Here is a 23,034-nt window from a genome sequence, read left to right on the forward strand (position 1 = left end):
TGCCACCGACAATCGCTCGGACGGGGACGAGGCCACCCGAACGTGTCAGGGACAATGGCGGGGTGGAGAGACCCCAGTTGATCGCGTCCGACGTCGACGGCACCCTGCTCGGCCCCTCCGAATCGCTCAGCGCCCGCACCATCGCGACCGTCCGCCGGGCGATCGAGGCGGGCGTCCCGTTCGTGCTGGCCAGCGGCCGCCCGCCGCGGTGGATCGCGCCCGTGGCCAAGCCCCTGGAGCTGACCGGGTACGCGGTCTGCGCGAACGGCGCCGTCCTGTACGACTGCGGCCGCGAGGAGGTCGTCGCGGTGCACGGCCTGCTCCAGCCCGACCTCCTCCACGACATCGGGCACGCGCTCGACAAGGCCGTCCCCGGCTGCCGCCTGGCCGCCGAGCGTGTCAGCACCGACGCCGACCACGAGATGCGCAGCTTCGTGATCGAGCCGAAGTACCACAACCCGTGGGGCGACGGCGAAGGCCGCACCGCGCCGCGCGCCGAGGTGCTCGGGCACCCGGCGATCAAGCTGCTGGTCAGCCACGTCGGGATGTCGTCGGAGGAGATGGCGGACGCGGTGAACGCGCTGTTCGACCGCGAGGTCGACGTCACCTACTCGTCCTCGGGCGGGCTGGTGGAGCTGTCCGCGCACGGCATCACCAAGGCGACCGGCCTGGCCGACGTCGCCGAGCGGCTGGGCGTCGAGCAGGAGCGGGTGATCGCCTTCGGCGACATGCCCAACGACGTCGAGATGCTCCGCTGGGCCGGCCACGGCGTCGCGATGGAGAACGGGCACCCGCAGGTCCAGGACGTGGCCGACGAGATCACCGGACCGGCCGGCGAAGACGGCGTCGCGCAGGTCCTCGAGCGCTGGTTCTAGCTCCGGTCGAGTTCGGCCGCCTCGGCCGGCGTCGGCGCGGTGCCGCCGAGGTGGGCGGGCAGCCACCAGCGTTCCTCGGCGGAGGCGGGCTGGTCCGGGTACTCGGCCTGGGCCCGGTCGAGCAGCGCGCTCATCCGGGTGCGCAGCTCCTTCGTGACGACGTCCCAGTCGTCGCCCTTGGCCGGGTGCATCGGCTCGCCGACGAGGATCGAGATCGGCACGTGCCGGCGGGTCAGGTCCTTCGGCCGGCCTTTGGTCCAGAGCCGCTGGGTGCCCCACAGGGCCATCGGCACGACCGGGACGTCGGCCGCCGCGGCCATCCGGACCGCGCCCGACTTGATCTCCTTGACGGTGAACGACTGGCTGATCGTCGCCTCCGGGAAGACGCCGACGACCTCACCGGCCTGCAGCTTTCCGAGGGCCTGGCGGTAGGAGGCCAGGCCGGCGGACCGGTCGACGGAGATGTGGTGCATCCCGCGCATCAGCGGCCCGGCGATCCTGTTGTCGAAGATCTCCTTCTTCGCCATGAACCGCGTCAGCCGCTTGGCCGGGCGCGCGCCGAGGCCGCAGAAGATGAAGTCCAGGTAGCTGACGTGGTTGCAGGCGATGACCGCGCCACCGCGGCGCGGGATGTGCTCCGCGCCCTCGATCGTGATGCGGTTGTCCAGCACGCGGAACATCGTCCGGGCCGCGGCGATCACGGGCGGGTACACGAAGTCGGCCATCGCGCCAGGTTACGCGACCGTAGGTTGTTGACCGCCGTTCAGCGGTGAAGGCCACAAACCGGGCGAAGCTCACGCCGATCGAACGACCACTAGGCTTTTCGCGTGGGGACAGTGACTGAATCGCCGGTGCGACGAGCCAGCCACCGCATAGCGGTGTACCTGGGCCTGGCCACGGTGACACTGCTCAACCTCGTTTCCTACGCCCCTGTGCAGCCGAACGCGCACGAGAAGGCGTGGGGCGACGCCGTCGAGTACTACGCGATGTCGGTGCGGACCGGCGCGCAGGTCGACAATCCGTTCGCGCTGCGGATGCTCAGCCCGTGGCTCGTCCACACCGTCAACCGGTTCACCGGCGTCTCGCTGGACTCCGTGTGGCTGGGGTTCACGTTCGTGCTGGCCCTGGCCGCGGCGATCGTCTTCTTCGAGTTCCTCTGGGTCCGCCTGGACCTGCGGCTGTACACCTCGGCGCTCGCCGCGGTCGCCCTGGCCTGCACGTTCTGGTACGCGCCGTACGCGTTCAGCAACCCGTACCTGGTGGACCCGCTGAACAACCTGCTCTACCTGCTCGCGCTGTGGCTGCTGTTCGACCGGCGGCTGATCTGGTTCGCCGTGGTGATCGTCGTCGGCGCGATCAACAAGGAGACGACGCTGCTGCTCGCGCCGCTGTACCCGCTGGCGGCGTGGACGCGGTCGCGGTCGTTGCGCGACAAGCAGGTCATCGGCGGGCTGGTCGCCGTGGTCGTCGCGGGCGGGCTCTACTTCGCGTTCCGGCTGTGGGCCCAGGCGCTGATCGGCGGCGACTACGGGTTCGGCGCCGGCCAGGCCAACAGCGGCCTGCTGGGCAACATCCGGTTCGCGCTGTCGTCGAACAAGGGCGTGGACCAGGCGGCGCTGTACAGCACGTTCAGCTTCTTCTGGCTGATCTTCGCCTACGGCCTCTACCGCGAGTACCGGCGCAGCGGCACCAAGAGCCTGCTGCTGGTGTCCAGCGTCTGGCTGGGGCTGTGCTGCCTGGCCGGGCGGATGGTCGCCACGGACACCCAGCGCGTCTTCGTGATGCTCGCGCCGCTGGTCATCGGGCTGGTCGCGGTCGTACTGGACGAGCACCGCGGCGAAGCCCGGCGCATCTGGGTCGGCGTGGTGTTCTTCCTGTACCTCGCCGTGAACTACAAGCTGGCGTCGTCGTCGACGATCTTCCTGGTCGGCTTGGCCGGGCTGCTCGTGTTCGTGCTGCTCGAAGTCCCGCCGTTCTGGCCGAAGCCGGCGCCGAGGGTCCCGGCGGCCGACGACGGCCCGCCGACCGAGGAGTTCCTCCCCCACCGCGGTTCGCTCGACCGCGACTGAGGCAGCGCCGCCAGGACGAGCGCGAGCAGGAGCGTGAACAGCGCGACGGACTGGTGCTTGACGCCCTCGATGCCGTCGCCGAGGGCCGCGGTGCCGAACTGCGTCAGCGAGACGGCGAGCAGGAACGCCGGCACGACACCCAGCGGACCACGCCGCTGCAGCCACGCCCTGACCAGCACGAACAGCCAGAGCGGCACCAACGCGACCAGGCCGAGCGGGCTGATCAGGCGGGTCAGCCACGACACGACCGGCACCCGGTACTCCTGCGCGTGCGGCGCGAAGCCGGCCTCCTGGTCGAAGCTGCCGAGGTAGTCCGGGCGGGCGGTCAGCTGGTCGGTCGCGGCCTTGTCGAGCACTTCGAGCGTCCGGCCGGGGTGGCTCGCGAAGTAGCCGAGGACGTTCTCGCGGGTCATCTTGTCGCGGTAGCGCGGGTAGAGCGGGTCCATCGTCGCCGGGTGCGGGTGCCACCAGCCGTTGCCCGCGTACTGGGCGAACGACGGCGGCAGGCCCAGCGCGGCGAGGTCGGCCTGGGTGTCGTGCCTGCCGTCGACGATGTTCAGGAAGATCGAGTTGAACATGTTGATCTCGCGCGAGTCGTCGCCCGGGAACGCGGTGTACGTGCCGTCGGGCGCGCGGGCGGGTTCGACGCTCTGCTGCGCGAACAGCGTCACGGCGCCGAGAGCCCCGATGACCAGTGCCGCGGCGGCCCACCGCTTCGCCCCGCGAAGCGCGCCCGGCCGGACGAGGAGCACCGCGAGCGCCAGGATCGGCAGGATGATCAGCGTCTGGACCTTGGCGTTGACCGCCAGGACACCACCGGCGAAAGTGACCACCATGCCCGCGTAGCTCCACCGGCCCTCGCGCGCGGTCAGGAGCAGACCACCGGCGATCAGCAGCAGGCCGAGGAAGGCCGCGCCTTCGCCAAGGATCGCCGCGAAGTAGCCGAAGAACGCCGAGTCCGCGACGACCAGCAGGAGCCCGGCCGCCACGGCCAGCCGGACGCGGACCGGGTACGGCAGGCCGAGCACGATCGCGGTGATCGCCGCCGCGGCGATGATGCTGCTCAGCAGGCCCAGCACGACCAGGCTCAGCGTCGCCGGGAAGCCGGCCAGCCGGGCGAGCCCGACGGACGCCTCCGCCAGCCAGCTCTGCGTCAGCAGGTAGGTGGGCCGGCACGGCGGCGCGCCCGGCGCGACGGTGTAGGCGAGGTGGACGAACGGCTCGGGCAGGCCCTTCCACGTGATCCCGGCGCCGCAGAGCACGCGGCCGCCATCGCCGTTGTTCGACATCGCGATCGGCCGCGGCACCAGGAACCGCACGACGAAGAGCAGGAGTGACGCCCCGAAGACCCCGATCCCGAGCCGGGCTTCGGCACCCAGGCGCGCTTTCGGGACGTCCAGCTTCACGAAGGACAGGGTACGTAGCGGAAGTCCGGGCCCCGGTCGAGGTCCGCGACCACGGACTTCGCCTCCTCCGCGCGCGGGTAGACGGACACCCAGTACGGCGTCCCGACGCGGCGGAAGGTGGCGACCTGGTACTTGCCCGCATAGACCGGGTCGATCGCACAGTGCTGGCGGTCGGCGAAGCCGCTGTCGGAGGGCACCGCGACGGTCGGGCGGCGGGCGTTGACGACGTAGTCGTAGTCGGTGGCGACGCCGCCGTCGTGCCGGCCGTCGCGGGCGATGTGGTCGTCGGTGCGGCCGAGGACGTCGATGATGAGCAGCTGGCCGCTGCGGGCCGCGAGCGCGCCGGGTGCGGCGGCGCTGACGACCGACCCGGGCGGCAGGTAGTCGCCGAGCCAGCCGCCGATCTCGGTGAGCTCGTCGCCGTGCGCGCGCCAGTCGCGGACGCGGTCGAGCATCTCGGGGCTGAATACCGAGACGAGCACGGCGATGCCGGCGAGCCCGCAGGCGGTCACCGGCACCAGCCGGGTCGCGGCGGGCCAGGTCCGCGGCCGCGGCGACGGCTTGGCCTCGACATCCGCGGTCAGCACGCCGTAGGTGGCGACGCTCGCGACGGCGATCAGCGGCGGCAGGGGGGCCAGCAGCCGCCACGACGGGCCGGGGTCGCCGCCGATCAGCACCGCGGCGGCCGCGAGCCCCGCCGCCGTCGCGAAGAGCAGCCAGATCAGGGTGCGGGCCTCCGCGGCCGTGCCAACCGGGGGTACGGTGCGCCGTAGCAGCAGCGCGACCGCGGCGACCAGCCCGAGCAGCAGGAAACCCTGGTGCGCCAAGGCGAACCCGGACAGGTACGGCCAGCCGGCGGCGACCCGCGCACCGAGCGGGCCGCCGAGCTTCGCGGCCAGCGGCGCCGGCAGGAAGTGCTCGTAGAACGTCGCCCGCCAGGCCAGCCGCGGGATCAGGAACACGAGCGCGCCGAGCAGGTACCCCACCGGCGCCCACCAGCTGTGCTTCTTCTTCAGCGCGGCCCCGACCAGCCAGAGGCCGCCGAGCACGCCGGCCACCAGGCCCTCCGGGCTCGTCATCACGGCGAACGCGACGAGCACGCCGGCGACCACCGGCCGGCGTGCCACGAGCGAGTAGCAGATCGCGAGCAGCAGCAGGACGAACAGCGGGACCTCGGAGCCGGACGGCCCGTAGACGGCGAGGCCGCCGGCGCTCGCGGTGAGCACCGCGGCGGCGACGCCGATCGCCGGCCGCGGCTCGGCACCGGCCGGGGCGGCCGCCGCGACGATCCGGTTGACCAGGAAGCAGGAAAGGAGGACCGCGCCGAGCGCGGCGACGACCCCGAACACGACGGCGGCGGTCCGGACGTCGGCGCCGAACGCGGCCCGCGGCAGGGCGATCAGGACCAGCCAGAGGAAGTTCGTGTAGCCCTCGACGCGTTCGCCGGGGTTGAACACCGGGCCGTTCCCGTCGGCGATGTTCTGGGCGTAGCGGAACGACACGAGCGCGTCTTCGGTGACGGTCGCGAACAGCAGCTGGTGCAGCAGCGAAAGACCGAGCGTGAGGGCGAGGACGAAACCGCGCCAGCCGCGGTCGGTGTCGAGGCGGCCCCAGGTCAGCACCACGATCGCGGCGAGGACCAGCCACGCCACCACGACCGCGTAGACCACCCGGCCCCCTCGTGAAGATCGCTCCGCCCGGCGTCAGTCAAGCAGGGAAACGCACTGGTCAATATAACCCGTTCGGGTATCGCGACGGAGTGTCCCGATCGGACTCCAACCCCGCGACGGCTCGCTGATCGTTGTCGGCTTAGTCTCCACCGTGCTCTCCGTCTGCGTTGCCGTTGCCGTCATCGCCGTCCCGGGCCTCCTCACCGGACTCGCCGCGGGCGTGCGCGGCTGGGCGCTCGCCGGCCTGGCCCCGTTGCTGAGCTACGCGATCGGCGGCCTGACCGGGCCGTGGACGGCGGCGATCGGGTGGTCGTTCACCCCGTTGACGTACGCGGTTTCGACTCTCGTGTTCGCCGCGATCGCTTACGGTGTCCGGAAACTGACGGTCCGCCGCTGGTCGCCCGAGCCGGAACCCGGGCTGTGGGACCGGCGCGGGCACCTTGCGGTGGTGGCGTGCCTGCTGTTCGGGGCGGCGGTCGGGTTCTACGCGACGCTGCGCGGGTTGGGCCACATCGGCGCGCTGCCGCAGGGTTTCGACGCGGTGTACCACGGCAACGCCGTCCGCTACATCGCCGACACCGGCGACGGCAGTCTGTTCGGCACGGGGAGCGTGAACTGGTACGGCGACGCGCTGCCGGTGTTCTACCCCAACGCCTACCACCTGCTGGCGTCGGTGACCTACCGGCTGAGCGGGGCGTCGATCCCCGCGACGCTGGACGCCAACACGCTGCTGCTGCCCGGTTTGCTGGCGTTGTCGTTGGTGACGCTGGTCCGCGAGTTCCGCGGCCGCGCGGTGCTGGCGGGCGCGGTGGCGCTGACGGCCGTGGCGCCGGTGATGGGCGTCTACGAGTCGATGGACCGCGGGCCGCTGCTGCCGTTCGCGCTGGGCGTGACGCTGACGCCGTTGGCAGCGGTGGCGTTGCGGCGGTACCTGGACCGCGTCGCGCCGGACACGGGTCTGGTGCTGCTGCTGGCGGCGGTGGGGCTGCTGTGCGTCCATTCCTCGACGTTGTTCGGCGGGATCCTGTTCGCCGGGCCGGTGCTGGTGCAGCGCTGGCTGTCGTCGTGGCGGCGGATCGGGCGGGACCTGCTGGCGCTGCTGCCGATCGCGGTGGTGGCGTTGCTGGTGGCGTGGCTGCAGTTGTTCGGAGCGCTGGGGCTGGCGACGGGCGACGTCCCGTACTACGGCTGGCCGAGCGAGTGGCGCGCGTCGGCGGCGTTGGGCGCGTTGCTGAGTTTCCAACATTTCGAGGCGCATCCACAGATCTGGTTGTCGGTGGCGCTGTTCCTGGGGATCGTGTTCTTCGCGCGGGCGGGGGCGTTGCGCTGGATCGGCTTGACAGCGGCGGTGACGGGCCTGGCGTACATGGCGGTGGCGTCGTCGAACGCGCCGTTGGTGATGACCCTGTCCCGGCCGTGGTGGGACGACCCGTACCGGTTCTTCTCGATGGCGGCGATCCCGTTGTGCGTCTTGGCGGCGCACGGCCTGGCGTCGACGCAGGAGTGGCTCCGCGACCATCTCCCGGCGCGCGTGCCGGCGGTCGCGGTCGCGGTGGTGGTGCTGCTGGGTTTCGTCGTGTTGTCGAACGGCTTGTACTTCCGCTCCAACGGCGCCCGCGTGTACACGGGCTACCAGGCGGCGGACCCGTCGAAGCTGCACGTGACGCCCGGCGAAGAAGCCGCGATGGTGGAGCTGGGCAAGCTGGCGGCCCCGGGCGAGTGGGCGATGAACGACCGCTTCGACGGGACGGCGTGGACGTACGCGCTGGCGGGGGTCCGAACGGTCGCGGCGCACTACGACCAGACGTTGCCGCCTTCGGACGCGCGGTTGCTGGCCGAGCGGTTCAAGGACTACGAGACGGACCCGGCGGTGCGGGCGGCGGTCAAGCGGCTGAACGTCCGATGGGTGATCCTCGGGACCCCGTTGCCGCCGCCGGCGGAGCCTTACCAGCCGGGCTTGGTGGGGTTGGCCGGGAAACCGTTCTTGAAGGAAGCTTGGCGCAATGCGGACGCGGTGATCTACCGGCTCGTACCCTGAGTTGTCCACATGTGCGCAACGCCTGTGGACAACCGGTGGACAACTCCTCAGGCGGGGGTGACCGCCGGGCGGGTCGAGCGGGCCGCGACCGCGGCCAGGCCCGCCGTCAGCAGGTCCGCCACCGTGAACATCACCCGGGACGCCACCGCGAACGCCGTGGCCTGGCCGACCGTCAGGCCGCTCGCCGTCAGCACCGCGACCTGGGCCACCTCGCGAACGCCCACGCCGCTGGGGAGGATGAACGCGAACGTGCCCACGGTCATCGCCACGGCCATCGCGCCCACGCACAGCACGAAGCCGCTGAAGCCGGGCGTGCCCACCGAGTTGGCCAGGAGCCACAGGTGGATGCCCTGGAGGCACCAGGCCGCCGTCGAGGCGCCGAAGACCTTGCCCACGACCTTCCAGCCCAGCGGGTGCGCCAGCGGCGGGCGGCGGAGGATCCGCAGGACCAGGGAGGTCCCCCAGGTCAGGATCTTCGGGTGCAGCATCGCCAGGCCGACCGGGATCAGCACGAACAGCCACAGCGCGCGGGGGCTGTTGCTGAACACCGCCGGCGCCGCCAGGAGCGATACCACCAGCGCCGACACCACACCCACGCCCAGCTGGATCAGGGAGCCCGTGAAGATGCGCGCCCGGGCCAGGCCCGCCTTGCGGCCCAGCTCCATCTGCAGCAGGTACGCCCAGACCGACCCCGGCACGTACTTGCCGAGCGAGCCGACCAGGCAGATCTGCGCGCCCCGGGCGTAGCCGATCGGCTTGCCGAGGTCGTCGACCATCACCTGCCAGCCCCAGGTCGACACCATGATCGCCGCGACCAGGGCCACCAGGCTGAGCAGGGACGACTCCCACGCCACGTCGCGCAGCGTGTGCCAGAACTCGCTCCAGTTCGAGGCCAGCTGCTTCGCCGCGAAGCCGATGACCAGCAGGATCGCAACCCAGCGGACGACGTCGAGGATCTTCCCCTTGGTGGACTTCGGCTGCTTACCGGCAGCCGGCAGGTCCTCAACTGTCGTCATCGACCGTCTCCTCAGACCTGGACCGTGACCAGGCGGCTGAATTCGTGGAGCAGATCGTAACCGTCCCAGACCGCGGAGAACGTCAGGGCGCTGCCGAACGGCACGATCCGGTCGACGCCGCGGCCCGCCAGCTCGTGCGCGAACTCCGTCAGCTCCTCCGCCGAGAAGCCGAACTGGCTGACCGTCTGGTCCTTGCGCAGGACGATCGGCACCAGATCGGACAAAGAGGACACTCGCGCGTTCGCGAACGTACCCGCGCCGAGCCACTCGCGCGGCAGGATCGCCGGGTCGGCCAGCTCCAAGGTGGCCAGCCCGTTGCCGTCGAACGCGATCTCCTTGACCAGCCCGTCGACCGCGGCGCCGTACGCCGACACGCGCTTCTGGACCGCCATCGCCGGCTCGGTGACGTGCTGCTTCGTTTCCAGGACCGCGGCCAGCAGGGCGCGGAACTCCTGGCCGGCCTCGCGCGCCCCGGACTCGTCGCCGACCCAGAACACCGCGCGCGGCGACGAGCAGGCGGCCTGGTCGAACCAGTACGAGTCGTTGTAGAAGCCTTCGGCTGCCGCGCGACGCTCCGCTTCGGACGCCCGCTGCCAGCCCGCCACCGAAGCGACGGCGAACGACGAGCGGTCGGGGAACGTCAGGTCACGCGCGTGCGGCGCCAGCGGGTACTTGCGCAGCGCGGCGACCGAGCCGTCCCCGCCCCAGATGACGCGCAGGTCGGCGGCCAGCGACAGGGCGCCGCTCACCTCGTCGCTGCGGTCGTAGGTCACCATCCGCTGGGTGGCCGTGATGGCTTCCGCGACCACAGCGTCCACTTCGGACAGCGCCGCGTTCAGCGCTTCCAGCACCGCTTCGGCGGCCCCGGCCGAGCGCGACGAAACTCGCACGACGTTGTGGTTGCCCGCCAGCGCGGACAGCGCCCACGAGTAGACGAAGATCGTGTCGACATTCGCCGGCGGCACGTGGAACACCAGCCCGCGCGGGAACCGCAGCGCGGTCCCCGAAGTGTCCAGAGTGGACAGCGCCTTGGCGATCTCCCCCTTGCGCAGGAAGAACCCGAGCGATGCCAGCTCCGGGAACCGCCGGGCGGTGGCCGGGGCCAGCAGCTTGCGCGCGAACTTCGTGATGAACTCGACGACCCGCGGGTCGCCCACGCGCAGCCGCCCGCCCGGCGGCGCGGCGCGCAGCTCTTCGACCAGGTCGCCTACCGAGACCGCGTCCGACGAAGGAAAACGCTGAGCCAGAGAAGTCACGCCGCCGCTCCCGAGAACGTGTCCGAGCACCCGCGGGCCTCGGCCTTCGGCAGCCGCCCGAGCACGGAGAAGTGCTTGCCCGGCCAGTCACCGTCGTCGATGCCGTTGTAGACGCCCAGGTCTTCGGTGAGCAGCACGTGCCCCGGGTACGACGTCGGCAGCGTCGAGACGACCTCGATCACGCCTGGCTCCCCGACCGGCTGTTCCTCCCACGTCTCCGGGTTGCGGATCACGACGTCGGCGAAGTCCGGGCAGTACAGCGAGTTCCCGGACGGGCCTTCGAGGAACACCGTGCCGATCTGCTCGATCATCCCGTAGTAGTTGTGGATCCGGGTGAGCCCGGTGTCCTCTTTGAACCGCCGCCGGAACTCCGTGTTGTCCACCGCGCGGTCGATCAGCTTCTTCCAGCCACCGCTGTGGATCAGGATCCCGTTCGACAGGTCGAGTCCGTTGTCCCGCGCGACCTCGTACAGGTACAGCCACACCATGAACGTGAAGCCGAAGATCAGGAACGGCTTGTCGCCGTACTCGGCCAGGAACTTCTTGACGGCTTCGACGTCCGGCTTGTCGTTCTCGTCGAGCACGTACGTGTGCTTGCGGCCGAAGTTCGCCATGCCCAGCACGCCCGCGCCGCGCGCGGAGAACGACCGGCGGTTCTTGATGATGCCGATCGTGTCGACCATCAGCATCGGCAGCCGCTCGCCGCCGAGGACTTCCTGCAGCGTCGCGCCCAGCTGCTTGGTCTGCGCGCCCGCCGCCTGCTTGTCGAGGTAGATCCGCGACGCGCCGGCGCCGGTCGTGCCGGACGACGTCAGCGTCTTGAAGACCTCGCTGTCCGGCACGGACTTCAGGTCGTGCGTCTTGAACATCCGCACCGGCAGCCACGGCAGGTCGGCGATCGAGCCGAAAGTCGCGTCGGACGCGATTCCCAGCGACGTCAGGATCCGGTCGTAGCCGTCGGAATTCGCCCGGTGGTGGGCCGTCAGCGAGGCAAGCTCGGGCAGCAGCAAGGCTTCCCGGTCGGCCTGCGACCGAGTGAACACGCTCATGCGCCGACCTCGCTGACGCTCAGGTCGGCCTGAGCGGCGAGCGCTGTGTTGAATGATTCACTCGCAAGCTCGCTCATACCTTCGCCTCCAATGACCGGTAGTCGATCTTGCCGCTGGCCAGCAGCGGAACGGTGTCGATCGGACGGACGTCGAACCCGCTGGCGTGCAGGTGCAGCCGCTCGGACAGCGCCCGCGACGCGTCCTTGCAGATGTCCTTGTCCGCGCCTTCCGCGAACAGCACCACCTTGTCGCCGGCGGGCACCGCCGCCACCACGTCGATTCCGACCGCCGCCGCGCGCGCGGCGTGCTCGAGGTCGTCGAGGCTGACGCGGTTGCCGAACACCTTGCCGATGCGCTTGAGCCGCCCGGTGATGAACAGGTACCCCTCTTCGTCGAGGTACCCGAGGTCACCGGTGGCGAGCACGCCGCCGCATTCGTCGCCCTTGGCCAGGCCGGACTCGTCGTCCGCGTAACCCAGCATCACATTGGGCCCACGGTAGACGACCTCACCGACAATTTTCGGGTGCGTGGTCTCCGAACCGTCGTCCCGGCGGACCGCGAACTTGCCGCCCGGCAGCGCCGGCCCGGCGGAACCGAGCTTTTCGGCCAGCTTTTCCGCGGGCACCGTCGTCATCCGCGGCGCGGCCTCGGTCTGGCCGTACATGACGTACATCCGGCCGCCGACGGCGAGCATCTTCTCGTTGAACTCGGCGACCAGCTCGTCGCGCAGCTTCCCGCCGGCCTGCGTCAGCGTGCGCAGCGTCGGGTACTTCGCGGGGTCGAACTTGAGCCGCCGCAGCATTTCGTAGTGGTACGGCACGCCCGAAAGCGACGTGACGCCGTAGGTGTTCACCGCGTCCCAGAACCCGCGGCCGAGCACGCCGGACGGCTCGATCACGACGGTCGCGTCCCGCACCAGGTGCGAGTTCAGCACCGACAGGCCGTAGCTGTAGTGCAGCGGCAGGCAGGTGGGCGCGACCTCGTCGGCGTCGATGTGCAGCACCTGCGCGATGGCGTCGGCGTTGGCCAGGATCGCCTGACGCGAGAGCCGCACGAGCTTCGGGTTGCCGGTGGACCCGCTGGTCGGCAGCAGGACCGCGAGGTCGGGGTGCGGTTTCACACCCTCGGCCGAAGAGCGGACCCAGTCGTCGCCCCGCACGGTGTACCCGTCGGGCGCGTCGCCCGAGGCAGCCAGCACGGCCGCCGGCCGGAACCGCGCGACCAGCCCGGCCAGCACGTCCGCGTCCAGCGCGGGGTCGATCAGCGCGATCGCCCGGCCGGACTCGAACGCGCCCAGGTAGGTCAGCACGCTCGGCAGGTCGACCGACATCCGCGCGAACACGACACCGACCGGCAGCGCGGCCAGCGCCTCCATGGAGCGGCCGACCTCGGCCGACAGTTCCGCGCCCGCCAGCGTGCGGCCCCCGGCCACATCGACCAGCCGGGCTCCCGCACCCAACAGCGTCACAGCACCAAGCCTCCGTCGACGCCCAGCACCTGCCCGGTGATGAAGGAAGCCTCATCACTCACCAGGAACCGGATCGCGTTCGCCACGTCTTCCGCCCGGCCCAGGCGGCCGAGCGGCGTCTTGCCGGTGTTCTCCGCCTTCGCGTCCTCGCTCAGGCCGGCGGTCAGGTCGGTCTCGATCACGCCGGGCGCGACCGCGTTGACGCGGATGCCGGACCGGCCGAGCTCCTTCGCCGCCGACTTCGCGATGTTCGCCACCGCCGCCTTCGAGGCCGCGTATACCGTCTGACCGGCGCTTCCGTACTCGCCGACGATCGAAGCGAGCACGACGATCGAGCCGGTCTTCTTCCGCATCATCGCCCGGGCCGCGGCCTGGACGGTGTGCAGCGTGCCGGCGACGTTCGTGCTCAGCGTCGTGTCGACGAGCTCTTCCTTGATCATGCCGAGGAGCGCGTCCTCCATGATCCCGGCGTTCGCGACGACGATGTCGAGCTTGCCGTGCTCCTTCGCGACCCCCCGGACCAGCGAGGACACCGCTTTCGCGTCGGTGACGTCGAGGGCGAGCCCGGACGCGGCGCCGGCCGCCGAAGCAGCTTCCTTGGCGCGAGCTTCGTCACGTCCGGTCAGCACCACCGTCGCGCCCGCGTCCACCAGAGCGCGGACGGTGGCCAGGCCGATCCCCCGCGTCCCGCCGGTGACGAGCGCTACGCGGCCCGACAAATCAGTCATTCTTCGCCTGCAGCTCGGTCACCATGTCCACGGCGACCTTGAAGCTCGACATGTCGATCACCTGGTCGGTGTCGAACTCGACGTCGAACTCGTCCTCGATGGCCGCGACCAGCGCCATGTGGCCGACCGAGTCCCACGCCTCGATGTCGCGGTACTTCAGGTTCTCGACGTCCACGTCACCGTCGAGATCGAGGGCCTCGACGAAGACCTCGCGCAGCTTGGGGGCGACAGACATGTGCGTGACTCCTAGTGCTCTTCGCGCGGGCGAGCGTCCCACGCCTTTACCAAGGTAGAGAGGTCGCCGGGCAGCGTGACGTCCGGGAGACCTTCCTTGCCCTTCAGCCACGGCCCGAGGGCTTCGATCGTCTCCTCGTCGAGACCGCGGCGGGACAGGCCCACGACGTTGACGCCGGTGACGCGGGCCGGGTTGCCGACGGCGATGGTGAACGCGCCGATCTCGCGCCGCACCGCCGAGCCCATCCCGATCATCGCGCCGGGGCCGATCACGACCTTCTGGTGCAGGATCGCGCCCATGCCGAGGTTGGCGCCGTCCCAGATGTGGCAGTGGCCACCTGTCACGGCGTTCGAGGCGATCGTCACGCCGTCGCCGACCAGGCAGTCGTGCGCGATGTGGGAGTTGCGCAGGAAGTAGCCGTCGCTGCCGACCGTCGTCGTCCGCCAGGTCCCTTGGTGGACACTGACGTACTCGCGGATCCGGTTGCGGCTGCCGATGACGATGCCGTGGCCGTCGTGATCCGGGTCACCCGCGGGAGCCTCGTCCCAGGCCGCGGGGTGGGGACGGCCGCGGTCCTCGCCGGGGGTGCCGATCGTCACGTGCGGGCCGATCCAGTTGCCGTCGCCGATCCGGGCCGGCCCGACGATCACCGCGTACGGCCCGATCACGTTGTCGTCCCCGAGTTCGACGCCTTCGCCGAGGACGGCGGTCGGGTGGATGCGGTTGGCCACGGGCGGGTATCCGTTCGTCGGCGGCTGGGTACTGGGCGTGCTACCGCGCCCGGTAACGTGTGGCCCGCGTTGATGCAGGGCGGCCGGGCGCAGAACCGGCGGCTCACTGTACCGGACGCGCCGAAATCGCCTGCCGAGAGAGACTGCCCATGATCCCCATCACCGTGGTCGACGTCCGCGACGCGGAGGACCTCGTCGTCGAGGTCCTGCGTTCCGGCGCCATCGCACAGGGACCGATGGTCAAGCGCTTCGAAGACGCCTTCGCGGCGGTCTCCGGGACGAAGCACGCGATCGCGGTCAACAACGGGACGACCGCGCTGGTCGCCGCCCTCCAGGTCCTCGACCTGAAGCCGGGTGACGAGGTCATCACCTCGCCGTTCACGTTCGTCGCGACGCTCAACGCGATCCTCGAGGCCGGCGCGACCGTCCGGTTCGCCGACATCCGGCGCGACGACTTCGCGATCGACCCCGACGCCGTCGCCGCGGCCGTGACGGACCGCACGAAGGTCCTCATGCCGGTGCACCTGTACGGCCAGACGGCGGACATGGGCAAGCTCGCCCCGCTCGCCGCCGAGCACGGCCTCCAGGTGATCGAGGACTCGGCGCAGGCCGTCGGCGCGTCGTTCGAGGGCAAGCAGGCCGGGTCGTTCGGCATCGGCTGCTTCTCGCTGTACGCGACGAAGAACATCACGACCGCCGAGGGCGGCGTCATCACGACGGACGACGACGCGCTGGCCGACAAGCTGCGCGTGCTGCGCAACCAGGGCATGCGTGCCCGCTACCAGTACGAGGTCGCCGGGCACAACTACCGGATGACCGACCTGCACGCCGCCGTCGGCATCCCGCAGCTGGCCAAGCTCGACCAGCTGACCGCCGCCCGCCAGGCGAACGCGAAGCGGCTCTCGGAGGGTCTCGCGGGCACGCCGGGCCTCGAGGTCCCGAAGGTGCTGCCGGGCCGCGAGCACGTGTGGCACCAGTACACCGTGCTGGTCGGGCCGCACGCGTTCCTCTCGCGCGACGAGCTGGCCGCGGCGCTCACCGAGCGCGGCATCGGCAACGGCATCTACTACCCCAAGATCGTCTTCGACTACGAGTGCTACGCGGGTCACGACCTGATCCCGGGCGCGCGCGTCGAGGACTTCCCGGTGGCCCGCGCCGTCTCGGAGCAGGCGCTTTCGCTGCCGGTGCACCCGCACCTGACCGAGTCCGACCTGGACACCATCATCGAAACCGTTCGCGAGGTACTGGGCGCATGACGCATCGGATCGCTCTTGTCGGCACCGGGAACATGGGATCGCTGCACGCCCGCGTGCTCGCCCAGAACGAGCGCGTGGACCTGGTGCGGGTGATCGATCCGCGCGAGGAAGCGGGCAAGGCCGTCGCGGAGCGGTACGAAACCCAGTGGACGCCGGAGATCGGCGAACTGTCCGATGTGGACGCCGTCGTGCTGGCGTCGGCCACCGAGGTGCACTACGACCTGGCGCAGGAGATCCTCGGCCAGGGCAAGCCGATGCTGGTCGAAAAGCCGGTCTGCAACAGCTTCGAGAAGTCGCAGGAAATCGTCTCACTGGCGGCGAAGAACGACATCCCGCTGATGTGCGGGCTGCTGGAGCGCTACAACCCGGCGGTCATGACCGCGCGGGCGCTGGTGCAGGAGCCGGTGCACCTGATGGCCCGCCGCCACGGCCCGTACGCGCCGCGCATCAAGACGGGCGTCGCGTGGGACCTGCTGGTGCACGACGTCGACCTGGCGATCCAGTTCTTCGGCGGCGCGACGCCTTCGCGCGTGACGTCCGGCGCGGGGTACTTCCACCCGTCGTCGGTCGAGGGCGCCGAGGACACCATCGAGACGGTGCTGTCGTTCCCGACCGGCCTGGCCACGGTGTCGGCTTCGCGGCTGGGTCAGAAGAAGGTCCGTTCGCTGGTGGTGTCGGAGCTGGACCGGCTGATCGAGATCGACCTGCTCCGCCGCGACGTCACGATCTACCGGCACGTCTCGCACGACTCCGTCACCCCGGACGGCCTCGGCTACCGCCAGCAGACAGTGATCGAGATCCCGGAGCTGATCACGGCGCGCGAGCCGCTCGCCTCCCAGCTGGACCGGTTCTGCGACCTGCTGGAGGGCAAGGTCGACGCGGACGCCGAGCGCGACCTGATCCTGCCGTCGCACCACGTCGTCGAGCAGGTGCTGACGCAGGCCGCGGCCTAGCTCACCGGCACCGGGAACGCGGCCGGGCTCCGGCGCCCGCCAGGGCCCACCGCGCGGACGGCGAAGAAGACGTTGTCCTTCGACAGGTCGATCTTCGCCGTCAGCGCCGGGCCGACGGCCAGCGCGTGCGTCCAGTCCGGCGCCGTCGTTTCGCGCCAGAGGACTTCGTAGCCCACTGCGCCCGGCGTCGCGTCCCACAGCAGTTCCGAGTCGTTCGTCAGCGCCGCCGTGCGGATCTTCACGCCCTTCGGCGTTCCCGGCGCCGTCGCCAGCGACCACAGGGCCGCGCCGTTCACCCGCGCCACCCGGGCGATGAACGGGAAGTCGCAGAACTCCGGCAGGTCGCCGTACTGGACGCCGTTCTCCACGCGGACGTCCTGGTGCTGGTGCGCGAAGTCCTCGGCGGGCTCGGTGAACCGCGCCGCCGGGTAGCCCTGCTCCAGGAAGCCGATGTGGTCGCCGCCGCGCAGGTAGCGGTCGCGCCGGTAGATGATCCGTACGGTCATGCCGGTGGCGTCGTTCTCCGCCACCGACTTCACGAACCGGGCCAGCTGCCGCGGCGGGGAGTCGTTCTCGCCGCCGATGCTGCGGCGCAGGTTCGCCTCGGCCGGCGTCTCCGCGGTCGGGACGCCTTCGGCGAACAGGCGGATCGTGAACGGGTCGCGCCTGCCGTCGTCGGCGCGGCTGGATCCGACGATGTCGTCGGTGAACATCGCCTGGACGTCGGTGCCGGCCGCCTTGAACTGCTGCGCCAGGTGCCGCGCGCCGTAGAGGCCCTGCTCCTCGCCCGCGACGGCGGCGAAGACGATCGTCGCGGCGGGCTGCCGCGTCGAGAGGACCCGCGCCAGTTCGAGCGCGACCGCGACGCCCGAAGCGTCGTCGTCCGCACCGGGCGCGTCGCCGGTGAAGTCCATGACGTCGCTGCGGCGCGAGTCGTAGTGCCCCGAAACGACGTACACGCGCCCGGGCTCGGTGGACCCGTGCAGCGTCGCGACGACGTTGGTGATCGTGGTGGGCAGCGGGATCCGGTCGGCCGGGGGCTGGACGTACGACTGCAGCTCGACCGTCAACCGGCCTTCGGACGCCGCCGCGATCTGCTGGTACTGCGCGAAGAGCCAGTCACGGGCGGCGCCGATGCCGCGCACCGGGTCGTCCTGAGCCGACAGTGTGTGCCGCGTGCCGAACGCGGCCAGCCGGCGCACGGTCGACTCGATCCGCCGTTCGTCGACCTGCCGGAGCAGCGCGCGCAGGTCCGGGCCGGGACGCTGCGGACGGACGGGGACACCTGGGCCGCGGTCGCCGAGTTCGGCGGCACCCGCCGGGACGCCGATCGCCGACGCCGCCACTGCCGCGGCCGAACCGGTGAGGAACGCTCGTCGAGAGGTCACGGTGGGGTTCTTACGCCCACGCGATGCCGCCCGGTACCGCCTATTTGGTGAGCCGCTTGCCGTCCGCGTCGTAGGCGATCAACGGGGTCAACGAGGCGGAGTCGGGAACGGAGTCGGGGTGGAACCAGAAGACGACCACGGTGGGGTCCGCGGTCCACTTGGCCAGGTGCGCCTCGACGGTCCGGCCGTGCACCGTGGTCGTGATCCTCGCCGCCGGGCCGGCGAAGTAGCCGAAGACCGGAATGACCTGGTTGCCGATCACCTCGCCGCCGTCGGTGGCGTGGAAGCCGAACGACCGGTCGGAGCCGCGGAACTCGTTCGTCGCCAGCGCGGCCCGCAGTGACGTGCCCGAGCGGAAGCCGGCCACCACGCCGAAGTGGATGTCCGGCCGCTCCGGCAGGTCGACGGCCCGCGCGAAGAAGACGATCTCGCCGGCCGCCGTCTGGATCCCGGTGCCGATGACGTCGCCGATCGGCTGCTCCGCGGGCGGCGTGGCGGCCGTCGACGTGGCCGGCACCGGCACCGGCGACGGCGGCTGCGCGACCGGCGCGGGCGCGGGCTGCCGCAGCTGCACGGCGAAGACGAACACGAGCACGACGGCGGCCGCGGCGGCGATCCCGGCCGTGGTGGTCAGCACGCGGCGACGACGTCGGAGGCGCGTGCCCCCGGCCATGATGGCGGCGAGGTCCGGCTCGGCGAAGGGCTCGTCGAGCGGCTGCCGGAGGGCGGCGCGGAAGTCGTCGAGGTCGTTCATCGGCCGCTCCCTCCGATCAGCGTGTCCTCGCCTGCCTCGACCCGCAGCTTGGCCAGCGCCCGCGAGTTCGTGCTCTTCACGGTACCGAGCGAAACGCCGAGCTCACGGGCCACGTCGGCCTCGGCCAGGTCGAAGAAGTGGCGCAGCACGACGACGGCGCGTTCGCGGTCGGTCAGCGTCCGCAGCACGGCGGTGAGCCACGCGCGCTGGGTGACGGCCTTGTCGACGTCCAGCCGGTCCGGCCGTTCGGGCATGGCCTCGGTGGCGTACTCGCGGATCGGGCGCCGCCAGCCGTCGATGACGTGGTTCACCAGGACGGTCCGGGCGTAGCCGTAAGCGTCCTTGTGGCGGACCCGCGCCCAGGCGGCGTAGGTGCGGGTGAAGGCGGTCTGGGCGGCGTCTTCGGCCTGGTGGCGGTCCCCGGTGAGCAGGTAGGCGGCGTGGGTGAGCCGCGCGGACGACGCGCGCACGAAGTCCGCGAACTCGTCGTCGCCGCGCGCCATGGGTCACCTCGTTCCGTCCTCTAGCAGCGACGGCCGGGCGGCGGAAAGGTTGCCTGTCGATCTTTCGAACGTTGTGTAATCGATATCTCGCACTGGGTTACCGAGGACTAGATTGTCCTGCGTGCGCCTCCGTGCGCGAGGACTTCGCCGCCGGGTGATCGGGCGGTTCCACGACGGCGGCGCCGGCGACGACGCCGGCGCTGCCGTCATCCACGTCAAGGCCGCTGGGCGCGCCGGGCGGTGAGGGCGTTCAGGTCGATGGTGAGCGGGGTTCCGGCGAACTCGAGTTCGGCGACGCCGGAGAACTCGCCGAAGTTCTCGTAGTCCCCGTCGATCAGTCGATAGGTGATCATGCTGACCGGCGGGTCTAGGTCGACGATCCAGTAGTGCTCGATCCCCGCTTCGGCGTACTCGGAGAACTTGGTGACCTGATCGGTGCGCCTGGTGCCGTCGGAAAGCACCTCGACCACCAGCGGAACAGCGCCGGCGTCGAACCGCGGCGGATTGGTTTCCACCAGGGAAGTGGGGGCAACAAGTACATCCGGCACCCGGACCGTCAGCGGCGTCGCGAAAAGGACCATCTCGACTTCGTTCAGCGCGGAGTAGTCATCCGCCAGCAGCTCATCCATCAAGACGGCCAACCGCGCGACAACACGCTGGTGGAACGGCAACGGGCGCGGCGCCACGAGGAGAACCCCTTCGACCACTTCGACCTGGTACTCCGGCGTCTCCGGCAGGTTGATCCAGTCGTCGAGGGACAGAAGATCGTGAGGCCAATCCATGACGCTCATCCGCCTTCTCCCCATCATCGGTTACTGGACGTCATCTTCGCACGCCAGTCTGCCGGGTCGCTACTGCTCTGTGTAGTCGCCTGATGGGGCTCCCCAGCCCGAAGTGTTCTGCCCGTGTGACTCCGCGATCTCGCGGCGCCGGGCGTTCTCCGCCCGGACCCGGTCCACTTCGGACTGGATGTACTCCTCGTCGTACCGCTGGAAAACCCGCGCCGGGTTGCCCGCCACCAACGTCCGCGGCGGAACGTCCTTGGCCACCACCGAATTCGGCTGGACCGTCGCGAAGTCGCCGATCGTCACGCCGGCCATGATCACCACCAGGCCGCCGATGAAGCAGCCCTTGCCGATCTTCACCGGTTTGCGCTCGATCAGGTCGCTGCCCGAATGGTTCTGCAGCGTCATGTTCGCCAGCCAGCTCGAGTGCGTGAAGATCAGCGTGTTCAGGCCGATGCTCGTGTGCTCGCCGATCTCCAGCCCGCCGCTCGCGTCGAGGGCCGCTCCTTCACCCACCCAGCAGTGGTCGCCCATCTTCAGGTTTTCGGGGCTGATGATCTTCACGCGCTCGCGTACGCGGCACGTCGACGGCAGCCCGTAGAACTGCGCGCGCTCGGCGTCGTTCATGTACTGCGAAACGAGCTCGGTCAGGATCTGCGGGCGCAGCCGGTGGCTGCGCTCGTCATCGAAGAACATCGGCTTCCGACACCAGCTTCTCGAAGGTACGAAGGTGTTCTTCCGCGACGACGTCGAGGCCGAAGTTCGACCGCACCATCTCACTTTCGCGCTGCGCGATCAGGGCCCGGCGGTCCGGGTCGTCGAGCAGCTCGATCACCGTGCGCGCCACGGCTTCCGCGTCGTCCGGGCGCACCAGCAGCACGTTCTCGCCGTTGCGCAGCTCGATGCCCGGGTAGTTGTCCTCGGTCACCGACGCGATCGTCGCCGTCCCGGACAGCATCGCCTCCAGGGACGCCGTCCCGCAGCCGCCGTTGAGGTCGTGCGTGACGATGTCCGCCGCCGCGAAGTACGCCGGGACGTCCGCCTTCGGCACCGCGCCCGTCACCACCAGCGCGTCCGAGACGCCCAGTTCGGCCGCCCGCTTCAGGAACGCGTCGTGGTACACGCGGCCGACGACGACCACCCGGACGCCCGGGTGCTTGTCCAAAATGGACGGCAGGGCCTCGATCAGCGGCAGCCGGTTGCGCAGCGGGATGACGTGCCCGAGCGAGACGATCAGCGGCGCGTCGCCGATTTCGTGCTCCGCGCGGACGTCCTTCGTCACCGGCTTCGCGAAGTGGCCGGTGTCGACCGCGATCGGGAAGTACTCCGAGTTCGCGTCGCTCGTGCCGTAGCGCTCGACGCAGTAGTCGACGCCCAGCTTGTCCAGGATCACGTAGCGCGGCCGGAGGTACCGAAGGATCGGCTTCACGAGCGCCGCGTCGAGCAGCCGGAACACGCCGCCGTACAGCTTGTTGTCGCTGATCAGCAGCGTGTGGATGGTCAGCAGCGCCGGCACGCCGTGGCGGCGCGCCCAGATCCCGGCCAGCCACGACAGGTCGAAGAACTGGCCGTGCAGGTGGATCGCGTCCGGCTTGAACTCGTCCAGGAGCTTCCACAGCCGCCGCCAGTTGCCCGGCCGCGGCGACGCGAAGCTCATGTCGAAGTCGATCGACAGGCCGACCTGCGGCATCTTCACCGCGGGGAGGCGCACGACGCGGTAGCCGTCGCGCTCCTCCTCGGCCGGGGCGTCGGCGTAGGCCGCCGTGACGGCCAGGACTTCGTGCCCGGCCGCCACGAACTGCGCCGCCAGCGACGCCGCCATGTGCGCGCTCCCGCCCACGCGGGGCGGGAAGAAGTTGTTCACCACCGCGATGCGCATCGCACGTCCTCGGGCCGGCCCCGCGGTGGCACTCACTCGGTTTCCTTGACCAGTTCCCGCATACCGTCCTCGACGGTGATCCGCGGTTCCCAGCCCAGCACCTCACGGGCGCGGGTGATGTCCGCGGCGCGCCGCGAGACCAGCACGTCACGCTCGTTGAACAGCGGCTCGACGTCGACGCCGACGGCCTCGATCAGGATCTTCGCCAGCGCGGCGATCGACGTGTCGATGCCAGTGCCGATGTTGATCGGCACGTTCGCCGTCTCCGACTCCAGCGCCGCGACGACGGCCCGCGCGAGGTCGGTGACGTGCACGAAGTCCATCGACTGGTCGCCGCGGCCGTCGATGATCGGCGGCTGGCCGGCGCGCAGGCGCTGGATGAAGTGGTTGATGACCGACGTGTAGTACGCCTCGATCTTCTGGCCGGGGCCGTACACGTTGAAGAACCGCAGCGCGTTCCAGGACAGGCCCTTCTGGCGCTCGTAGAAGCCCAGCAGGTCCTCGCCCGCGCGCTTCGAGATGCAGTACGGCGTGAGCGGCTTGAGCTCGTCGTCCTCGTGCATCGGCAGCCGCTTCGGGTCGCCGTAGACCGACGCGGTCGAGGCGAACACCAGGCGCTCGACGCCTTCGTCCGCGGCCGCGGCGAAGACGTTGTGGTTGCCGATCATGTTGATGTCGATCGACTCGTGCGGGTCGGCGATCGACTTGTTGATCGACACCGTCGCGAAGTGGATGACGTGCGTGCAGCCGCGCATGGCCTCGCGGACCGCGCCGCCGTAGCGGACGTCCTTTTCGACCAGTTCGACCTGGCCGGTGGCGACGAACTCGTTGACGCGGGCGCGGTCGCCGCGCGTCATGTTGTCGAAGATCCGGACCGTGTAGCCACCCTCGATCAGCAGCGGGATGACGTGCGCGGCGATGAACCCACCGCCCCCGGTGAAGAGCACCTTCTTGTCGGACACCAATTTCTCCTCG

The 23,034-nt window shown here is 70.5% G+C and carries 21 protein-coding genes; 4 read left to right on the top strand and 17 right to left on the bottom strand.

Annotation, left to right across the window (positions count from 1 at the left end):
• Window positions 1-77: 77 nt before the first annotated feature.
• Window positions 78-875: an HAD family hydrolase gene (locus ABFJ78_RS01345; RefSeq protein ID WP_436385355.1), complete on the top strand. Its 798-nt coding sequence runs from the start codon at window positions 78-80 to the stop codon at window positions 873-875.
• Here ABFJ78_RS01345 and ABFJ78_RS01350 read toward each other — a convergent pair.
• The 3 genes from ABFJ78_RS01350 to ABFJ78_RS01360 form a co-directional block, all read right to left on the bottom strand.
• Complete coding sequence (locus ABFJ78_RS01350) at window positions 872-1,600, bottom strand: lysophospholipid acyltransferase family protein (protein WP_436383700.1); 729 nt, start codon at window positions 1,598-1,600, stop codon at window positions 872-874. The genes ABFJ78_RS01345 and ABFJ78_RS01350 overlap by 4 nt on opposite strands.
• A 1,166-nt stretch (window positions 1,601-2,766) precedes the next feature.
• Window positions 2,767-4,350 (bottom strand): glycan biosynthesis hexose transferase WsfD, encoded by a 1,584-nt coding sequence (gene wsfD, locus ABFJ78_RS01355; protein WP_436383701.1) that lies wholly within the window; start codon window positions 4,348-4,350, stop codon window positions 2,767-2,769.
• Window positions 4,347-6,020, bottom strand: coding sequence for a hypothetical protein (locus tag ABFJ78_RS01360; protein WP_436383702.1), 1,674 nt, complete (start codon window positions 6,018-6,020; stop codon window positions 4,347-4,349). The genes wsfD and ABFJ78_RS01360 overlap by 4 nt, the downstream gene beginning before the upstream one ends.
• Before the next feature lie 151 nt (window positions 6,021-6,171).
• On the opposite strand from ABFJ78_RS01360, the gene ABFJ78_RS01365 reads away from it, so the two are divergent.
• On the top strand, window positions 6,172-8,058 hold the full coding sequence (locus ABFJ78_RS01365) for a DUF6541 family protein (protein WP_436383704.1): 1,887 nt from the start codon (window positions 6,172-6,174) through the stop codon (window positions 8,056-8,058).
• A gap of 47 nt (window positions 8,059-8,105) precedes the next feature.
• Here ABFJ78_RS01365 and ABFJ78_RS01370 read toward each other — a convergent pair whose 3' ends face one another.
• The 7 genes from ABFJ78_RS01370 to ABFJ78_RS01400 form a co-directional block, all read right to left on the bottom strand.
• Window positions 8,106-9,074, bottom strand: coding sequence for a lysylphosphatidylglycerol synthase transmembrane domain-containing protein (locus ABFJ78_RS01370; RefSeq protein ID WP_436383705.1), 969 nt, complete (start codon window positions 9,072-9,074; stop codon window positions 8,106-8,108).
• An 11-nt stretch (window positions 9,075-9,085) separates the two neighbouring features.
• The gene (locus tag ABFJ78_RS01375; protein ID WP_436383706.1) at window positions 9,086-10,330 is read right to left on the bottom strand and encodes an acyl-CoA reductase; all 1,245 of its coding nucleotides are present in this window, start codon (window positions 10,328-10,330) and stop codon (window positions 9,086-9,088) included.
• Window positions 10,327-11,379 carry an acyl-protein synthetase gene (locus ABFJ78_RS01380; protein ID WP_436383707.1) on the bottom strand — a complete coding sequence of 351 codons (1,053 nt, stop codon included), beginning with the start codon at window positions 11,377-11,379 and terminating at the stop codon, window positions 10,327-10,329. The genes ABFJ78_RS01375 and ABFJ78_RS01380 overlap by 4 nt, the downstream gene beginning before the upstream one ends.
• 73 nt (window positions 11,380-11,452) lie before the next feature.
• The gene (locus ABFJ78_RS01385; RefSeq protein ID WP_436383708.1) at window positions 11,453-12,847 is read right to left on the bottom strand and encodes an AMP-binding protein; all 1,395 of its coding nucleotides are present in this window, start codon (window positions 12,845-12,847) and stop codon (window positions 11,453-11,455) included.
• Window positions 12,844-13,575, bottom strand: a complete 732-nt coding sequence (locus tag ABFJ78_RS01390; protein ID WP_436383710.1) for an SDR family NAD(P)-dependent oxidoreductase — start codon at window positions 13,573-13,575, stop codon at window positions 12,844-12,846. Before ABFJ78_RS01390 ends, ABFJ78_RS01385 begins: the two co-directional genes overlap by 4 nt.
• On the bottom strand, window positions 13,568-13,810 hold the full coding sequence (locus ABFJ78_RS01395; RefSeq protein WP_086675568.1) for an acyl carrier protein: 243 nt from the start codon (window positions 13,808-13,810) through the stop codon (window positions 13,568-13,570). The genes ABFJ78_RS01390 and ABFJ78_RS01395 overlap by 8 nt, the downstream gene beginning before the upstream one ends.
• A gap of 11 nt (window positions 13,811-13,821) precedes the next feature.
• Window positions 13,822-14,541, bottom strand: coding sequence for a UDP-N-acetylglucosamine acyltransferase (locus ABFJ78_RS01400; RefSeq protein ID WP_436383711.1), 720 nt, complete (start codon window positions 14,539-14,541; stop codon window positions 13,822-13,824).
• 149 nt (window positions 14,542-14,690) lie between these two features.
• On the opposite strand from ABFJ78_RS01400, the gene ABFJ78_RS01405 reads away from it, so the two are divergent.
• Window positions 14,691-15,797: a DegT/DnrJ/EryC1/StrS family aminotransferase gene (locus ABFJ78_RS01405; protein WP_372667741.1), complete on the top strand. Its 1,107-nt coding sequence runs from the start codon at window positions 14,691-14,693 to the stop codon at window positions 15,795-15,797.
• Window positions 15,794-16,750, top strand: a complete 957-nt coding sequence (locus ABFJ78_RS01410; RefSeq protein ID WP_372667740.1) for a Gfo/Idh/MocA family protein — start codon at window positions 15,794-15,796, stop codon at window positions 16,748-16,750. Before ABFJ78_RS01405 ends, ABFJ78_RS01410 begins: the two co-directional genes overlap by 4 nt.
• On the opposite strand, the gene ABFJ78_RS01415 is transcribed toward ABFJ78_RS01410, so the two are convergent.
• The 7 genes from ABFJ78_RS01415 to ABFJ78_RS01445 form a co-directional block, all read right to left on the bottom strand.
• Window positions 16,747-18,138: a M20/M25/M40 family metallo-hydrolase gene (locus ABFJ78_RS01415; RefSeq protein WP_436383712.1), complete on the bottom strand. Its 1,392-nt coding sequence runs from the start codon at window positions 18,136-18,138 to the stop codon at window positions 16,747-16,749. The genes ABFJ78_RS01410 and ABFJ78_RS01415 overlap by 4 nt on opposite strands.
• A 40-nt stretch (window positions 18,139-18,178) precedes the next feature.
• Window positions 18,179-18,892 carry a hypothetical protein gene (locus tag ABFJ78_RS01420; protein ID WP_436383713.1) on the bottom strand — a complete coding sequence of 238 codons (714 nt, stop codon included), beginning with the start codon at window positions 18,890-18,892 and terminating at the stop codon, window positions 18,179-18,181.
• The gene (locus ABFJ78_RS01425; protein ID WP_436383714.1) at window positions 18,889-19,395 is read right to left on the bottom strand and encodes a SigE family RNA polymerase sigma factor; all 507 of its coding nucleotides are present in this window, start codon (window positions 19,393-19,395) and stop codon (window positions 18,889-18,891) included. Before ABFJ78_RS01425 ends, ABFJ78_RS01420 begins: the two co-directional genes overlap by 4 nt.
• 215 nt (window positions 19,396-19,610) lie before the next feature.
• Window positions 19,611-20,186: a Uma2 family endonuclease gene (locus ABFJ78_RS01430; protein WP_436383715.1), complete on the bottom strand. Its 576-nt coding sequence runs from the start codon at window positions 20,184-20,186 to the stop codon at window positions 19,611-19,613.
• A gap of 60 nt (window positions 20,187-20,246) precedes the next feature.
• A complete protein-coding gene (locus ABFJ78_RS01435; RefSeq protein ID WP_436383716.1) occupies window positions 20,247-20,876 on the bottom strand; it encodes an acyltransferase in 630 nt (209 codons plus the stop codon).
• Entirely contained in the window at window positions 20,863-22,059 is a 1,197-nt protein-coding gene (locus ABFJ78_RS01440) for a glycosyltransferase family 4 protein (RefSeq protein ID WP_436383717.1), read from the bottom strand. The genes ABFJ78_RS01435 and ABFJ78_RS01440 overlap by 14 nt, the downstream gene beginning before the upstream one ends.
• A gap of 32 nt (window positions 22,060-22,091) precedes the next feature.
• Window positions 22,092-23,021, bottom strand: a complete 930-nt coding sequence (locus ABFJ78_RS01445) for an NAD-dependent epimerase/dehydratase family protein (protein ID WP_436383718.1) — start codon at window positions 23,019-23,021, stop codon at window positions 22,092-22,094.
• Window positions 23,022-23,034 lie beyond the last annotated feature (13 nt).

The sequence above is a fragment of the Amycolatopsis sp. MEPSY49 genome, from assembly GCF_051337345.1.
Classification (GTDB): domain Bacteria; phylum Actinomycetota; class Actinomycetes; order Mycobacteriales; family Pseudonocardiaceae; genus Amycolatopsis.

Excerpts from the sequence above, each read along its gene's own strand:
- ABFJ78_RS01350 (WP_436383700.1), bottom strand. The coding sequence starts at position 1,600 with ATGGCCGACTTCGTGTACCCGCCCGTGATCGCCGCGGCCCGGACGATG.
- ABFJ78_RS01370 (WP_436383705.1), bottom strand. The coding sequence starts at position 9,074 with ATGACGACAGTTGAGGACCTGCCGGCTGCCGGTAAGCAGCCGAAGTCC.
- ABFJ78_RS01380 (WP_436383707.1), bottom strand. The coding sequence starts at position 11,379 with ATGAGCGTGTTCACTCGGTCGCAGGCCGACCGGGAAGCCTTGCTGCTG.
- ABFJ78_RS01390 (WP_436383710.1), bottom strand. The coding sequence starts at position 13,575 with ATGACTGATTTGTCGGGCCGCGTAGCGCTCGTCACCGGCGGGACGCGG.
- ABFJ78_RS01395 (WP_086675568.1), bottom strand. The coding sequence starts at position 13,810 with ATGTCTGTCGCCCCCAAGCTGCGCGAGGTCTTCGTCGAGGCCCTCGAT.
- ABFJ78_RS01405 (WP_372667741.1), top strand. The coding sequence starts at position 14,691 with ATGATCCCCATCACCGTGGTCGACGTCCGCGACGCGGAGGACCTCGTC.
- ABFJ78_RS01410 (WP_372667740.1), top strand. The coding sequence starts at position 15,794 with ATGACGCATCGGATCGCTCTTGTCGGCACCGGGAACATGGGATCGCTG.
- ABFJ78_RS01420 (WP_436383713.1), bottom strand. The coding sequence starts at position 18,892 with ATGAACGACCTCGACGACTTCCGCGCCGCCCTCCGGCAGCCGCTCGAC.
- ABFJ78_RS01425 (WP_436383714.1), bottom strand. The coding sequence starts at position 19,395 with ATGGCGCGCGGCGACGACGAGTTCGCGGACTTCGTGCGCGCGTCGTCC.
- ABFJ78_RS01430 (WP_436383715.1), bottom strand. The coding sequence starts at position 20,186 with ATGAGCGTCATGGATTGGCCTCACGATCTTCTGTCCCTCGACGACTGG.
- ABFJ78_RS01435 (WP_436383716.1), bottom strand. The coding sequence starts at position 20,876 with ATGTTCTTCGATGACGAGCGCAGCCACCGGCTGCGCCCGCAGATCCTG.
- ABFJ78_RS01440 (WP_436383717.1), bottom strand. The coding sequence starts at position 22,059 with ATGCGCATCGCGGTGGTGAACAACTTCTTCCCGCCCCGCGTGGGCGGG.